The organism is Odoribacter laneus YIT 12061, from assembly GCF_000243215.1.
Lineage (GTDB): Bacteria > Bacteroidota > Bacteroidia > Bacteroidales > Marinifilaceae > Culturomica > Culturomica lanea.
Window position 1 is genome coordinate 14,710 of record NZ_JH594600.1, and the last position, 14,336, is coordinate 29,045.

Genomic DNA, 14,336 nt, shown 5'->3' on the forward strand with positions numbered 1-14,336 from the left:
CATTTCCTTTCAAATTCCAGCAAAGAGGGACGGACCTTTTTTCCGAAAAAGCTGACAAAAGAACCGTTTCCCTATCATCCAAACAAAAAGCCTGCTTAAAGCAGGCTGATAAAGAGCTGTTAGTGAGATTTGAACTCACGACCTCTTCCTTACCAAGGAAGTGCTCTACCCCTGAGCTATAACAGCAGATAAAAACTTTCTCCAACACAAACCTCCCCCTCTTTGAGTAAAAAAGCAGATGAACTTTGTTTATCCGCTTTCCTTTCTGGAGTTTCTTGTCGGATGGATTTACATCCATCCGTCTCAGATTCTCTCTTTGAGCCTCTTGTCGGATTCGAACCAACGACCCCGAGATTACAAATCACGTGCTCTGGCCAACTGAGCTAAAGAGGCAAGCGGGTAAGCGGACTATGTCGCACCGCTACAACCATCTACCCTTGCTGCCTTCCGACCCTGGGGGAGTTCGACAGGAGCTGGTCGCATAGGACTTACCCGGGCACAAAAGTACAAAATTATCACTACCTACCAAATTTTTCAACTCTTTTTTATCATAAAAAAGTTTGTACTTCCCCTTCTATTTAAACTTTACAAACCTTTTTTCTTATAAAGAATTTAAAAGTAGTTGCAACCTCATATAATTCAATAATTTAAAAGTTAAAAAGCTCCTTTCATGCAACCCATCTCTACGGGATACGGTATAAGTTGTAACAATTGTGTATATTTTATTAAAATGAATAACATATTTAACATTTCAATTTATGCAGACAGATTGGAGAAATGAGGAGAGGAATTACAATTCTGATATAAAGTTTTTAACCAGATTAAATATTACCCTGACATCGGACCACGATTACCGGTCGAATTTAGATAATGCCTTAAAAATGATTGGAACATATTGTCAAAATGACAGAGTTCACATCATCAAAATATATCCCGATATGACTTTTACCCTATTACATGAATGGCATAAACCTTCACTACCTTCTATAAAAAACAAAATCAAAAAGCAAAAATGTTTTTTTGAACAGGAACTGGAAGATCAGTTGAATACCCACAATTATATTTACATACGCCATGCCTCGGATTTAAATTGTAAGGAATTAAAATGTTTCCTGGAAGATTGTAATATAGAAGAATCACTTCTATTTCCATTATTTTCCGGTTATCTTTTTTCCTTCCTTTCTTTTTCTCACTGTACTTGTCAAAACAGTTGGAATAAAGATGATATCGAGCTATTTACAGCATTTTCCGCTATTATAGCAGCCAATTTGGAGAAAAATTTCATCTTTAAAAAAATGAATTACAAGTTAAAACAAGCTAATCAGCTCACAGCTCAATTAACCGCTAACAGACTTTAAGTCACCTCTTATGCATTTCAACAGTAAAAAATACCGTTTATTACTTATTTGCCCCCTTCTTCCTATGCAGGAAAGGATAAGCAGTATCTTGAAAAAAGCACAGTATCGCGTTGAATGTATACAGGAGGAAGACAAAGCTATTTTGCAAATAAAAGAATCACAACCGGACTTGATTTTGTTGGCTCCCGCCGGTTCAACACCGGCCGAATGTAAAATCATTTCCCAATTACGGAATAAAGTCACCACCCGTACGACACCTATCATTTTTATCTCTTCTATAAAAGATGATTCTATTATAGCCGAATGCCTGAATTTCGATTATACGGATTTTATTACCAAACCGCTTCGGGAGAAAGAATTACTGTTACGGGTAAAACATCAATTATTACTGTTGGAAGCTACCCGAACCATCCGGCGTCAAAATGAACGTTTACAAGAAACCATAGAAGCCCGGGACAAATTATATTCTGTCATTGCCCACGACTTAAGAGCTCCTATTGGAACCATCAAAATGATCAATTCTATCATCGAAAGTCAAAAAGACAAAATCCGGAATGCAGGGATCCGGAAAAAATTTGAAATGATTAATGAAACGACCGAACAAGCTTTTAACCTACTGGAAAATTTGTTACGCTGGAGTCGGAATTTAAACGGGAAAACTAAAGTGGTCCGGAGTAATTTTGATCTGGCCATCAGTATCAGAGAAGTCCTCTCCCTTTTTACAGCTATAGCTAAATCTAAAAACATCAATTTAGTTAATTCTGTCAAAAAACCGGTTTTCGTTTATGCAGATGAAGACATGATTAAAACGGTACTGAGGAACCTGATTTCCAACGCCATCAAATTTACTTATCCCGGAGGAGAGGTCTCTATTATGCTTACAGAATATAATGAACAAGTCTCTGTAGCTGTAAAAGATAACGGACAAGGGATAAAAAAAGAGAACCAGTCCAAACTTTTAAAAGACGGTCAGTTGTGCAGTACGTATGGCACGAAGAATGAAAAAGGCTGTGGTTTAGGCTTATTGCTAAGCCGCGACTTTATCAAGCTAAACAAAGGTAAACTTCGCTTTAAATCGAAAGAAGGAGAAGGAACGATCTTTTATTTTACAATCCCCAGCAGTACCGATTTTCCCGGCAAACCCCTTATCGATTCATTAATTCCTCATACATCCGTAGAGCTCCCCAGGCATCCGTAGCAGCATATTTTATCTGAGAAGAAGTTAATACAGGAGCATCCCAATTAGAAACCCGCTGCCGTTTCGATATTTTTACCTGAAAAATAATAGCCATAAGCTTGGAAAAAGATTTCTCTTCAATGCCATAAGGAACGACAAATTCCTGCAAATCGATAAAAGAAGCCGGTTGAAAATTTCCCAATTTTCTCAAAGCCCGGATATCGTCCCGTATGCCTACTCCTATTTTCGCAATTCGTTTTTCTGCCAATAAATTACGTAGCGCCATTGAAAATCCGCACTTATTCAATCGAAAGAGATACACTTTTTCCGGCGCCGCTAATTGTAAAAGACTGACGGGATGAGTCTCTCCCTTGTGAAAAGCAGGCCGTGTTTCGGTATCGAAACCTAAACATGTATGAGCAGCAAGATAACGAACAGCCTCCTCGACGTTCTTTGCTTCTTCTACGACAATCACTTCCCCCTCATAAGAAAAAGCAGGTAATTCCTGCATTTCCTTTGTATCAATATTTTCTCTGTATCTCACTTTACTTTACATTTTTCTTTCGTCATCAGCCAAGCGATACACCGCCTGATGAACAGCCCGCAGAACTTCTGCACAGGCTTTTCCCCAATATAATTCAAAATTATTATTCAACATCCACAAAGCCTCTCCGATAATTTCCGGAATCCCGCAACGAAAAGTTGTAATAAAGTTTTTCAAATCCTGGTATATATCGCATACTTTCTCCGAAATCGAATGCACTACCGGAGCTTCACTGTATTGCATACTCTCATCGAAAACCTCGAGGTATTCATCATATTCCCCGAAAAGACGATGCAATTCCCCGAAAAGATAATTGTATTGCTCTTCTGTAACGGTATCCTCAGCCAATCCTTCCTCTTCACATTCACAAGCGGGCAACAAGCTTCCTTTCAAGTAAATTAAAGGAATAAATTTCTGCAACCGCTGCAATACATCTTTTCGTTCCATCGTAGGTATCGTCTCGACAAAATCACAAAATTCTTTCGCTACGGCAACGAATTCTATTACTTCTTTACTATATCCTACGTGTTGAAAATCTTCCATACTCTTTTTATTTAGGACAAAGGTACAAAAAGTGTAGCAATGTCGGCCGATGAAAAAGAATATTTTAAAAAAGGGGAAAAGCCTCTGCAGACAATTTTTTCACCTATAACGTTTCCGTTTTTTGATAAAACCCATTTTTTGATTTACATCAAGACAGAAAGCGAAGGATAAACTTACTTTTGCGGCAAAAGAAAAACGATGCAGCAAAAATCACTTCGCAAACAATTGTTTGATTTAAGCGGCCCTATTTTTATAGAAACATTACTGATTATTCTCTTAGGGACTGTAGACATTGTCATGCTCAGTCGCCATTCTGACGATACTGTAGCTGCAGTCGGGGTAGTCAATCAGCTTTTAAATATGGTATTTATTGTTTTCGGCGTAACTACTTTAGGAACTTCCGTGCTCTGTTCCCAATATTTAGGAGCCGGACAAAAGAAAAATGTAGTACAAACCATAGGAGTTTCTTTACTTTTTAATGCTATTATCGGGATTATAATCAGTGCATTCCTTTTCTTTTATGGACAGGAATTACTTCAACTTATGGATTTAGCCCCTGCCTTAATTGACGAAGGTTTACCTTATATGCGCATTGTCGGCGGATTTGCTTTTGTTCAAGCCATTGCTTTAACCTTATCTGCCATTTTACGTAGCCATAATATGGCTTATTACCCCATGCGTGTCACCTTACTCATCAATATTGTCAATATTATCGGAAATTATACTTTAATTTTCGGAAAGTTCGGCGCGCCTCCCCTAGGCGTAAGCGGAGCAGCTATTTCAACCTCCGTATGCCGTTTTATAGCGATGTCCTTATTGCTCTTCCTTCTCTTTAAAAAGGTAGAACGAAAATTTCCTATTGTCTGGTTCCGGCCTTTCCCGATCGATAAACTCAAAAACTTACTTACAGTAGGCTTACCGGCAGCCGGAGAACAAGTTTCTTACAATCTGTCGCAAGTCGTCGTAACGTATTTCACCATCCTAATCGGAACCACTGCGCTGACTACCCGCACCTACGCAATGAATATCGTAATGTTCACCTATCTCTTTGCCTTGGCTATCGGTCAGGGAGGAGCAATCTGCATCGGACATCTGGTAGGAGGGGAAAAACAAAAGGCAGCCTATATTTTACAGCGTTATTGTATGAAATGGTCTATCATGATCTCCCTGGGTATGGCAATTGTAACAGCAGTCCTAGGTTATACTATTTTCCATTTTCTTACTCCCAATCCCGATATTATCCGACTAGGTGTTATCATTCTATGTATTGATATCCTCCTAGAAGTAGGACGTGCTGTCAACATCCTGTCTGTCAATGTCCTGAATGCTGTAGGAGATGTGACGTATCCTTTTATTACCGGTCTGATTGTCATGTGGGGAGTAGCCACCTTATTAAGTTATATTTTCGGTATCTCACTGGGTTGGGGATTAGCGGGCATGTGGTTCGCTTTTTTGTTGGACGAATGTATACGAGCGATTATTTTCGTACGCCGATGGAGGAGTAAAAAATGGGAAGGCAAAAGCTTCACCCGTATTAAAAAAATTCCGTTTTCACAAAAGTCCCGCCCTAACGCGGCTTAATGTCTCTGGACTCATTCCCAAATGAGAAGCGATATGAATCAAAGGAGCTCTTTTCACCACTTCCGGATGCTCCTGCAATAAACGATGATAGCGTTCTCCTGCCGTCTCAAAGCGACAGGCATCTGCTTTCTGCTGAGATAGAATCAGACAATTTTCCAGAATCTTGCAATAAAAATGTTCGATTTCCGGTTCGGTTTCCATCAACCCGTGCAACTTTTCATATCCTAAACCATAGACAACGGTAGGTTCCAAAGCCTCAATAATCAGACGACTGGGAATTTGCCGGAAAAAACTTTCCAAAGAAAGGAATATCCCTCCTTCATAGGCAAAATGCTCGGTTAAATCCTTTCCCCGCTTATTATAAAAAAGCCGGATCATTCCTTGGTCTACAAACCAAATGTATTTACAGACTTGCCCTTCTCTCAATAACAAATCATTCTTAGCCCATTCAAAACGTTCCAGACAAGCACTCAATTTTTCCCGGTTCTTTTCTGTGAGAGCAAGGGTCTGAGCTGTTATTCGATCTATTACTTTCCGATACGTCGTATTCATAAAGCAAAAATAGAGAATAATTAGAAAGTTGAAAAATCATCCTTCTGAAAAAGTCAAAATAGTGAAATCTGTATCTTTACTAAAAAATGCTTATCTTCGTAGTCTAAAACGAAAGAAGAGATGAGATTTAACGAAATGAAGCTGGAAGAACCTGTATTGCAGGGATTAGAAGCGATGAACTTTCAGGAAGCTACACCTGTACAGGAAAAAACAATTCCTGTAATTTTAGAAGGAAGAGATATTATAGGTTGCGCACAAACCGGAACCGGTAAAACTGCAGCTTATATTTTGCCGGTTCTCAATCAATTGATAAAAGCAAAGCATCCGGATGATTATATCAACGCAATCATTATGGCGCCAACCCGGGAGTTAGCACAGCAAATCGACATGCAATTTGAAGGTTTTTCTTATTTTGTCCCGGTATCGACTTTAGCCATTTACGGAGGAGGGGACGGAGCTACCTGGGACCAGCAAAAACAAGGATTACAACTGGGGGTAGATGTTATTATAGCCACTCCGGGACGACTTATTACACATTTAGATATGTATAATATTGACCTTTCACACGTCAAATATTTTATTTTGGATGAAGCCGACCGGATGTTGGATATGGGATTCTCGGACGATATTATGAAAATTGTCAAAAAATTACCGGAAAAAAGGCAGACCATAATGTTTTCGGCCACGATGCCTCCCAAAATACAACAATTGGCCAAAACCATACTGCACGATCCGGTAGAAGTAAAAATAGCCGTTTCTAAACCCAACGAAGCTATTACACAAGCGGCTTATATTTGTACAGAGGCCCAAAAAATGGGACTTATCCGCGAGCTATTCGGCAAACCTGTCAAATCGAAAAGTATAATTTTTTCTTCTTCCAAACAGAAAGTTAAAGAATTAGCTCATATTCTGAAACGGATGAAATTCAACGTAGCTGCCATGCACTCGGACCTGGAACAGGCTGAACGGGAAAAAGTAATGCTCGATTTTAAAAACAACAAGATTAAAGTATTAGTGGCAACCGACATTGTCGCCAGAGGCATCGATATTGAAGATATCGGAATGGTATTGAATTACGACGTTCCCCATGATCCGGAAGATTACATACATCGTATCGGCCGGACAGCCCGGGCCAATGCAGAAGGATTGGCTATAACCTTTGTATCGGAAAAAGAACAAGGAAAATTCTATCGGATTGAAAAATTTTTAGAAAAAGAAATTTACAAAATTCCTCTTTCTCCTGCTTTAGGAGAAGCACCTCCTTATAATCCACAAGCCTTTGCCCGCAAAAACGGACAATGGAATAAAGGAGGAAAAAGTCGCGGTAAAAACCACCGCTTTTCCAAGCCGAAAAAAGAGGCATAAAAAAGATCACAACTTTTCGATCAGTCCTTCTATAGCATCCTCTAATAGATCCAATACCAACTCGAAACCGTCCGGACCTTCATAATAAGGGTCCGGAACCTCACGATAAACTGTATTTGTACGGCAAAAATCTACCATAGCATAAATTTTAGCTCTTTCTTCAGTTGTCTCCGATAATCTTCTCAAATCGGCTATATTTTGACGGTCCATTCCAATAATCATATCAAATTCGGCAAAATCAGCCGAAGCATAAAAATGCCTTGCCCGATGTTCCAACTGATATCCCCTCAAGGCAGCGTGTTTTCTCATTCGGGCATCCGGCAGTGCACCGGAATGTCCACCGTACGTACCGGCCGAATCCACATAAAACGCTTCCTCCTTCCCTACTTTTTTTAATTTAGCTTTCATAACAGCCTCTGCGGCCGGAGAACGACAGATATTTCCTAAACAGACAAAAAGAATTTTTTTCATTACAAAGAGTCAATTAAATTCAACAGAAAGCTCTCTTAAAATTTAATTCAGAGCTCTTTCCAAATCAGCCGAAAGTATATATTATTATCGGAAACCAAAGAATAAACTATAGTTAGCAACTTTTTCTGAGATAATCGCATTTTCAAATTTGTATCCGGAATGGGCTCCTCAAACGGGTATGTTTTTACTTATTCCGATGGATCAACTCATTACAATGATAAAAAGCTTATTCTTTGATACTTAAAAATAAATGGATCGGAGGAGAGGTATCGAATTTGCAATAATTACACATTAGGGACGTGCCCTAATGTGTAATCGGGAGATTTAAGGAAAGGGAGACTATCATCAAAGGGGCTCAATTGAAAAGTGAATCCACAAATTCTTCCCGATCGAATATTTGTAAATCTTCCATTTTCTCTCCTACTCCAATATATTTCACCGGAATTTTAAACTGATCGGAAATACCGATTACGACCCCGCCTTTAGCCGTTCCATCCAGTTTAGTAATAGCTAAAGCATTCACTTCCGTAGCCAAGGTAAATTGTTTTGCTTGTTCATAAGCATTTTGTCCGGTAGAACCATCCAGTACCAACAAAATTTCATGAGGAGCATTCGGGATCACTTTTTTCATCACATTTTTGATCTTTGTCAGCTCATTCATTAAATTAATTTTATTGTGTAAACGCCCCGCGGTATCGATAATTACCACATCCGCTCCATCCGCTTTCGCTTTACTTAAGGTATCATAAGCCACGGAAGCCGGATCCGCACCCATACCCTGTTTCACAATGGGTACTCCTACCCGTTCTGCCCATATAACTAACTGATCGACGGCAGCAGCCCTGAAAGTATCCGCAGCTCCTAAAATAACAGTCTTTCCTGCTTCTTTAAATTTATTAGCCAATTTGCCGATCGTCGTCGTTTTCCCCACACCATTTACTCCGACCACCATAATTACATAAGGTTCTCCATTATCGGGCAATTGAAAAGAAGCTGTATCATTTGCATTATTTTCTTTTAATAACGCAACAATTTCCTCCCGCAATACCCGGTTTAATTCGTCCACCCCCATATATTTTTCCCGTTGTACCCGGGCTTCAATCCGTTCAATAATCCGAAGAGTCGTTTCCACGCCTACGTCTGAAGAAATCAACACTTCTTCCAAATTATCCAATACTTCGTCATCCACTTTAGACTTCCCTACGACAGCCCGGGCCAACTTCTTAAATACACTTTCCTTCGTCTTCTCCAGGCCTTTGTCAAGGCTCTCTTTTTTACCTTTTCCGAATAATCCGAATAATGCCATTTCCTAATAATTAGAGTTCATTTTAGAGGGTACTAAAATAAGAATTTTAAACTAAATTCGAAAACTTTTTCCAAGGTATAAAAAGAGCCGCATAGAAACGAATAAATAGCAAAATTACACAGTAGGGACGTGCCCTACTGTGTAAATCCGGTTAGGATTGTTCACTTTGACACTTACAAAAATAATCATGGATAAGATGTTCCAATTTTCGGAATACTCTATATTGAAGCAAAAATTGCACAGTAGGGCACGTCCCTATTGTGTAAATCCAATTAGGATTGTTTACTTTGACACCTATAAAAATAATCATGGATAAGAGTTACCAATTTTCAGAATACTCTATATTGAAGCAAAAATTACACAGTAGGGCACGTCCCTACTGTGTAAAATAATAGAAAATTTTATCTGAAAACAAAAGCAGTCCTGACCCTCCACCCCCCAACACAATAAAAAAACCCTGACAACTCTCGTCGTCAGGGTTCCTAAATTCGGCGCCTACCTACTCTCCCACCTTTAGGCAGTACCATCGGCGTGAAAGGGCTTAACTTCTCTGTTCGGAATGGGAAGAGGTGGATCCCCTTTGCTATAGACACCTGTTAATTTCTTAAATTGTTTGACATCTTACCGGAAAGTTAAAAAATATATAATTCACTATAATGAAGCTATCGGGTGATTAGTATTGCTCAGCTGTGCCGTCACCGACTATACACCTGCAACCTATCAACGTCTTCGTCTTAAACGACCCTTAAAAGAATATCTCATCTTGAAGTTGGCTTCGCGCTTAGATGCTTTCAGCGCTTATCCTTTCCGCACGTAGTTACTCAGCAATGCAATTGACATCACAACTGATGCACCAGAGGTGCGTCCAACACGGTCCTCTCGTACTAGTGTCAGATCTCCGCAAATATCCTGCGCCCACAACAGATAGGGACCGAACTGTCTCACGACGTTCTGAACCCAGCTCGCGTGCCACTTTAATCGGCGAACAGCCGAACCCTTGGGACCTTCTCCAGCCCCAGGATGTGACGAGCCGACATCGAGGTGCCAAACCGCTCCGTCGATATGAGCTCTTGGGAGCGATCAGCCTGTTATCCCCGGAGTACCTTTTATCCTTTGAGCGATGGCCCTTCCATACGGAAACCACCGGATCACTATGCTCTTGTTTCCAACCTGATCGACTTGTAGGTCTCACAGTCAAGCACCCTTATGCCATTGCACTCTACTGGCGATTACCAAACGCCATGAGGGTACCTTGAGAAGCCTCCGTTACGCTTTTGGAGGCGACCACCCCAGTCAAACTACCCACCATGCAATGTCTCTCCACTAAGGAGATTAGACCTCAGATAAGTAAAGGGTCGTATTTCAACAGCGGCTCCATGACACCTGACGATGCCATTTCAATGCCTCCGACCTATCCTACACATCACTTACCCAAAATCAATGCAAAGCTGCAGTAAAGGTTCACGGGGTCTTTCCGTCCCGTTGCGGGTATCCGGCATCTTCACCGGAACTACAATTTCACCGAGAACATGGCTGAGACAGTACCCAGATCGTTACACCATTCGTGCAGGTCGGAACTTACCCGACAAGGAATTTCGCTACCTTAGGACCGTTATAGTTACGGCCGCCGTTTACTGGGGCTTCAATTCAGATCGTCGTATTGCTACTAAACCCTCCTCTTAACCTTCCAGCACCGGGCAGGTGTCAGGCCATATACATCATCTTACGATTTAGCATAGCCATGTGTTTTTGGTAAACAGTCGCCTGGGCCATTTTACTGCGGCTGGGGTTAAACCCAGCGTCCTTTATCCCGAAGTTACAGGACCATTTTGCCTAGTTCCTTAGCCATGAATATCTCGAGCGCCTTAGTATTCTCTACCCGGTCACGTGTGTCCGTTTACAGTACGGGTCATATATGCCTGAAGCTTAGCAGATTTTCTTGGTAGTCTGATTACCCGCATTATCCGCGCAGCCGAAGCCTTGCGGTACTATCACCCATCTCCTCTGCTGACGTACTTAACTATCAGCATCGACAGATAAAGACTTCAACGTACTATTTCGTCTGTACGCAGCGGTGTCACTACTACGTCCCTGCATCGCAGCATATATGAGTACAGGAATATTAACCTGTTGGCCATCGTCTACGCCCTTCGGCTTCGACTTAGGACCCGACTTACCCCCGGTTGATTGACATTGCCGGGGAATCCTTGACCTTTCGGCGTGCGGGGTTCTCACCCGCATTATCGTTACTTATGCCTACATTTGCTTTTCCATCTGCTCCACAATACCTCACGATACTGCTTCGACGCTAAATGGAATGCTCTCCTACCACTCACCTTTCGATGAGTCCATAGCTTCGGCTGTATGCTTATGCCCGTGTATTATCCATGCAGAACCGCTCGACTAGTGAGCTGTTACGCACTCTTTAAATGAATGGCTGCTTCCAAGCCAACATCCTAGCTGTCTGTGCTGTTCCACCGCGTTTTGTCAACTTAGCATACAATTCGGGGCCTTAGCTGATGGGCTGAGTTCTTCCTCTTTCGTCCGCGGACCTTAGCACCCGCGGGCTCACTCCCTGTCTGTAAAGTTACTGCATTCGGAGTTTGGCCGGATTTGATAGGCGGTGAAGCCCTCGCATCCAATCAGTAGCTCTACCTCAGTAACTGAAAAACAGAGGCTGCACCTAAATGCATTTCGGAGAGTACGAGCTATTTCCCAGTTTGATTGGCCTTTCACCCCTACCCACAAGTCATCCGGAAGCTTTTCAACGCTTATCGGTTCGGTCCTCCAGTTTGTGTTACCAAACCTTCAACCTGCTCATGGGTAGATCACTAAGGTTTCGCGTCTACCGCCTCTGACTAGTCGCCTGTTTAGGACTTGCTTTCGCTTCGGCTCACGTACGTTTACGTACTTAACCTCGCCAGAGACGAGTAACTCGTAGGCTCATTATGCAAAAGGCACGCCGTCACCCCAAAAAGGGCTCCGACAGCTTGTAAGCGAATGGGTTCAGGGACTATTGCACTCCCCTGTTCGGGGTTCTTTTCACCTTTCCTTCACAGTACTGGTTCACTATCGGTCTCTCACTAGTATTTAGCCTTGCCGGATGGGCCCGGCCGATTCAGACAGGATTTCTCGTGTCCCGCCTTACTCAGGATTCTGCTATGTATCATAAACTTATATGTACGGGACTATCACCCTCTATGATCGCTTTTTCCAAAACGTTCCATTTCATTTATTACTACAATATCGCAGTCCTACTACCCCACAAATGCCGAAACAATCGTGGTTTGGGCTGTTCCCCGGTCGCTCGCCACTACTGGGGGAATCACTGTTGTTTTATTTTCCTACAGGTACTTAGATGTTTCAGTTCCCTGCGTTTGCTTACCCGAAGGTATAATACATCTTCAATGTATTGGGTTGCCCCATTCGGAAATCTGCGGATCAAAGGTTATTTGCACCTACCCGCAGCTTATCGCAGCTTATCACGTCCTTCATCGCCTGTGAGAGCCTAGGCATCCACCATTCGCTCTTATTTGCTTCTATTATATTTTTTATACTTTTAGCTTACTCGTATTCCAATATCTCTATTGTGTTTACTCGTTCTAATTGTTATTGTTGTGGATTATATATCCATTAACTTTCCAGCATGTCAAAGAACTATGTACGTAAAGTACCAAGTGGAGAATAAGGGAGTCGAACCCTTGACCTCCTGCGTGCAAAGCAGGCGCTCTAGCCAACTGAGCTAATCCCCCAAAAGTAGTCCCTCGCGGAGTTGAACCGCGGACCTCTACATTATCAGTGTAGCGCTCTAACCAACTGAGCTAAGAGACTAGGTTAACCCGACCAGGGTAGAATTCATGAAAGTGAAACAATGCAAGTGCGATTATAATCTGAACTCCAGAAAGGAGGTGTTCCAGCCACACCTTCCGGTACGGCTACCTTGTTACGACTTAGCCCCAGTCACCGGTATTACCCTAGGCCGATCCTCGCGGTTACGGACTTCAGGTACTCCCAGCTTCCATGGCTTGACGGGCGGTGTGTACAAGGCCCGGGAACGTATTCACCGCGCCATGGCTGATGCGCGATTACTAGCGAATCCAACTTCATGGAGTCGGGTTGCAGACTCCAATCCGAACTTAGACCAATTTTCGAGATTTGCATCCGGTCACCCGGTAGCTACCCGCTGTTATGGCCATTGTAACACGTGTGTCGCCCTGGATGTAAGGGCCGTGCTGATTTGACGTCATCCCCCCCTTCCTCTCACCTTACGGTGGCAGTCCCGCTAGAGTGCTCATCATTACATGCTAGCAACTAACGGTAAGGGTTGCGCTCGTTATGGGACTTAACCCGACACCTCACGGCACGAGCTGACGACAACCATGCAGCACCTTGTATATAGCTCCGAAGAGAAAAACTGTTTCCAGATTATGCAACATACATTTAAACCCAGGTAAGGTTCCTCGCGTATCATCGAATTAAACCACATGTTCCTCCGCTTGTGCGGGCCCCCGTCAATTCCTTTGAGTTTCATCGTTGCCGACGTACTCCCCAGGTGGCTCACTTAATTCTTTCAATTAACCCCTAACTGTCTTATCGCTAAGGGCCGGTGAGCATCGTTTACGGCGTGGACTACCAGGGTATCTAATCCTGTTCGCTACCCACGCTCTCGTGCATCAGCGTCAGTTATGGTCTGGTAAGCTGCCTTCGCTATCGGAGTTCTAAGTTATATCTATGCATTTCACCGCTACTTAACTTATTCCGCCTACCTCGTCCATTCTCTAGCTCTACAGTTTTAATGGCGGACCGGAGTGAAGCTCCGAAATTTTACCACTAACTTATAAAGCCGCCTACGCACCCTTTAAACCCAATAAATCCGGATAACGCTCGCATCCTCCGTATTACCGCGGCTGCTGGCACGGAGTTAGCCGATGCTTATTCCTACTGTACTGTCATCACCCTATACATAAGGCTTATTCTCCCAATAGAAAAGAGGTTTACAACCCATAGGGCAGTCATCCCTCACGCGACTTGGCTGGTTCAGTCTCTCGACCATTGACCAATATTCCTCACTGCTGCCTCCCGTAGGAGTCTGGTCCGTGTCTCAGTACCAGTGTGGGGGACCTTCCTCTCAGAACCCCTACCTATCATCGGTTTGGTGGGCCGTTACCCCGCCAACTGCCTAATAGGACGCATGCCCATCTTTGACCACTCTCGTTTTACTCTATTCCCCAGGAAGGAAAAAGAGACTATGAGGTATTAATCCACGTTTCCATGGGCTATCCCTCTGTCAAAGGCAGGTTGCATACGCGTTACTCACCCGTGCGCCGGTCGTCAGCGGTGTATTGCTACACCCTGTTACCCCTCGACTTGCATGTGTTAAGCCTGTCGCTAGCGTTCATCCTGAGCCAGGATCAAACTCTTCATAGTTAAAGTTTTTTT

At 42.6% G+C, this 14,336-nt stretch carries 9 protein-coding genes, 4 tRNA genes, 3 rRNA genes and 1 other RNA gene; 4 read left to right on the forward strand and 13 right to left on the reverse strand.

Annotated elements, in window-relative coordinates:
* Positions 1–114: 114 nt before the first annotated feature.
* The 3 genes from HMPREF9449_RS15550 to ffs form a co-directional block, all read right to left on the reverse strand.
* Positions 115–186 (reverse strand) — tRNA-Thr (locus HMPREF9449_RS15550).
* Between the two features lie 133 nt (positions 187–319).
* A tRNA-Thr gene (locus HMPREF9449_RS15555) sits at positions 320–393 on the reverse strand.
* 7 nt (positions 394–400) lie between these two features.
* Positions 401–494: signal recognition particle sRNA small type (gene ffs / locus HMPREF9449_RS16330), an RNA gene on the reverse strand.
* Between the two features lie 264 nt (positions 495–758).
* Between ffs and HMPREF9449_RS15560 the strand changes: the two genes are divergently transcribed.
* Both HMPREF9449_RS15560 and HMPREF9449_RS15565 read left to right on the forward strand, forming a co-directional pair.
* On the forward strand, positions 759–1,358 hold the full coding sequence (locus tag HMPREF9449_RS15560; RefSeq protein WP_009138224.1) for a hypothetical protein: 600 nt from the start codon (positions 759–761) through the stop codon (positions 1,356–1,358).
* Positions 1,359–1,368: 10 nt separating this feature from the next.
* Positions 1,369–2,556 (forward strand): hybrid sensor histidine kinase/response regulator, encoded by a 1,188-nt coding sequence (locus HMPREF9449_RS15565; RefSeq protein ID WP_009138225.1) that lies wholly within the window; start codon positions 1,369–1,371, stop codon positions 2,554–2,556.
* Here the strand turns inward: HMPREF9449_RS15565 and HMPREF9449_RS15570 are convergent.
* Together HMPREF9449_RS15570 and HMPREF9449_RS15575 are read right to left on the reverse strand one after the other, a co-directional pair.
* Complete coding sequence (locus HMPREF9449_RS15570) at positions 2,504–3,079, reverse strand: 3'-5' exonuclease (protein WP_040612186.1); 576 nt, start codon at positions 3,077–3,079, stop codon at positions 2,504–2,506. The two genes, HMPREF9449_RS15565 and HMPREF9449_RS15570, sit on opposite strands and share 53 nt — an antisense overlap.
* Before the next feature lie 6 nt (positions 3,080–3,085).
* Positions 3,086–3,622 carry a DUF5063 domain-containing protein gene (locus HMPREF9449_RS15575; protein ID WP_009138227.1) on the reverse strand — a complete coding sequence of 179 codons (537 nt, stop codon included), beginning with the start codon at positions 3,620–3,622 and terminating at the stop codon, positions 3,086–3,088.
* A gap of 198 nt (positions 3,623–3,820) precedes the next feature.
* On the opposite strand from HMPREF9449_RS15575, the gene HMPREF9449_RS15580 reads away from it, so the two are divergent.
* Positions 3,821–5,203, forward strand: a complete 1,383-nt coding sequence (locus HMPREF9449_RS15580) for an MATE family efflux transporter (protein ID WP_009138228.1) — start codon at positions 3,821–3,823, stop codon at positions 5,201–5,203.
* Here the strand turns inward: HMPREF9449_RS15580 and HMPREF9449_RS15585 are convergent.
* The gene (locus tag HMPREF9449_RS15585) at positions 5,174–5,755 is read right to left on the reverse strand and encodes a Crp/Fnr family transcriptional regulator (protein ID WP_009138229.1); all 582 of its coding nucleotides are present in this window, start codon (positions 5,753–5,755) and stop codon (positions 5,174–5,176) included. The genes HMPREF9449_RS15580 and HMPREF9449_RS15585 overlap by 30 nt on opposite strands.
* Positions 5,756–5,875: 120 nt before the next feature.
* Here HMPREF9449_RS15585 and HMPREF9449_RS15590 point away from each other — a divergent pair, with 120 nt between their 5' ends.
* Positions 5,876–7,120 (forward strand): DEAD/DEAH box helicase, encoded by a 1,245-nt coding sequence (locus HMPREF9449_RS15590; RefSeq protein ID WP_009138230.1) that lies wholly within the window; start codon positions 5,876–5,878, stop codon positions 7,118–7,120.
* 6 nt (positions 7,121–7,126) lie between these two features.
* Here HMPREF9449_RS15590 and HMPREF9449_RS15595 read toward each other — a convergent pair whose 3' ends face one another.
* The 7 genes from HMPREF9449_RS15595 to HMPREF9449_RS15625 all read right to left on the reverse strand — a co-directional run bounded on the left by HMPREF9449_RS15595 (position 7,127) and on the right by HMPREF9449_RS15625 (position 14,324).
* Positions 7,127–7,591, reverse strand: coding sequence for a low molecular weight protein-tyrosine-phosphatase (locus HMPREF9449_RS15595; protein ID WP_009138231.1), 465 nt, complete (start codon positions 7,589–7,591; stop codon positions 7,127–7,129).
* Positions 7,592–7,946: 355 nt separating this feature from the next.
* Positions 7,947–8,897, reverse strand: coding sequence for a signal recognition particle-docking protein FtsY (gene ftsY / locus HMPREF9449_RS15600; RefSeq protein ID WP_009138232.1), 951 nt, complete (start codon positions 8,895–8,897; stop codon positions 7,947–7,949).
* Between the two features lie 486 nt (positions 8,898–9,383).
* A 5S ribosomal RNA gene (gene rrf, locus HMPREF9449_RS15605) occupies positions 9,384–9,494 on the reverse strand.
* Positions 9,495–9,550: 56 nt separating this feature from the next.
* Positions 9,551–12,440, reverse strand: a 23S ribosomal RNA gene (locus HMPREF9449_RS15610).
* Between the two features lie 135 nt (positions 12,441–12,575).
* Positions 12,576–12,649, reverse strand: a tRNA-Ala gene (locus tag HMPREF9449_RS15615).
* A gap of 5 nt (positions 12,650–12,654) precedes the next feature.
* A tRNA-Ile gene (locus HMPREF9449_RS15620) sits at positions 12,655–12,728 on the reverse strand.
* Between the two features lie 70 nt (positions 12,729–12,798).
* A 16S ribosomal RNA gene (locus HMPREF9449_RS15625) occupies positions 12,799–14,324 on the reverse strand.
* Together the 16S, 23S and 5S rRNA genes with 2 tRNA genes alongside form the textbook arrangement of a ribosomal RNA operon.
* Between the last annotated feature and the right edge of the window lie 12 nt (positions 14,325–14,336).

What these genes read in the sequence shown, in the direction of transcription:
- HMPREF9449_RS15560 (WP_009138224.1), top strand. Translation starts at nt 759, where the DNA reads ATGCAGACAGATTGGAGAAATGAGGAGAGGAATTACAATTCTGATATA.
- HMPREF9449_RS15565 (WP_009138225.1), top strand. Translation starts at nt 1,369, where the DNA reads ATGCATTTCAACAGTAAAAAATACCGTTTATTACTTATTTGCCCCCTT.
- HMPREF9449_RS15575 (WP_009138227.1), bottom strand. Translation starts at nt 3,622, where the DNA reads ATGGAAGATTTTCAACACGTAGGATATAGTAAAGAAGTAATAGAATTC.
- HMPREF9449_RS15580 (WP_009138228.1), top strand. Translation starts at nt 3,821, where the DNA reads ATGCAGCAAAAATCACTTCGCAAACAATTGTTTGATTTAAGCGGCCCT.
- HMPREF9449_RS15585 (WP_009138229.1), bottom strand. Translation starts at nt 5,755, where the DNA reads ATGAATACGACGTATCGGAAAGTAATAGATCGAATAACAGCTCAGACC.
- HMPREF9449_RS15590 (WP_009138230.1), top strand. Translation starts at nt 5,876, where the DNA reads ATGAGATTTAACGAAATGAAGCTGGAAGAACCTGTATTGCAGGGATTA.
- HMPREF9449_RS15595 (WP_009138231.1), bottom strand. Translation starts at nt 7,591, where the DNA reads ATGAAAAAAATTCTTTTTGTCTGTTTAGGAAATATCTGTCGTTCTCCG.
- ftsY (WP_009138232.1), bottom strand. Translation starts at nt 8,897, where the DNA reads ATGGCATTATTCGGATTATTCGGAAAAGGTAAAAAAGAGAGCCTTGAC.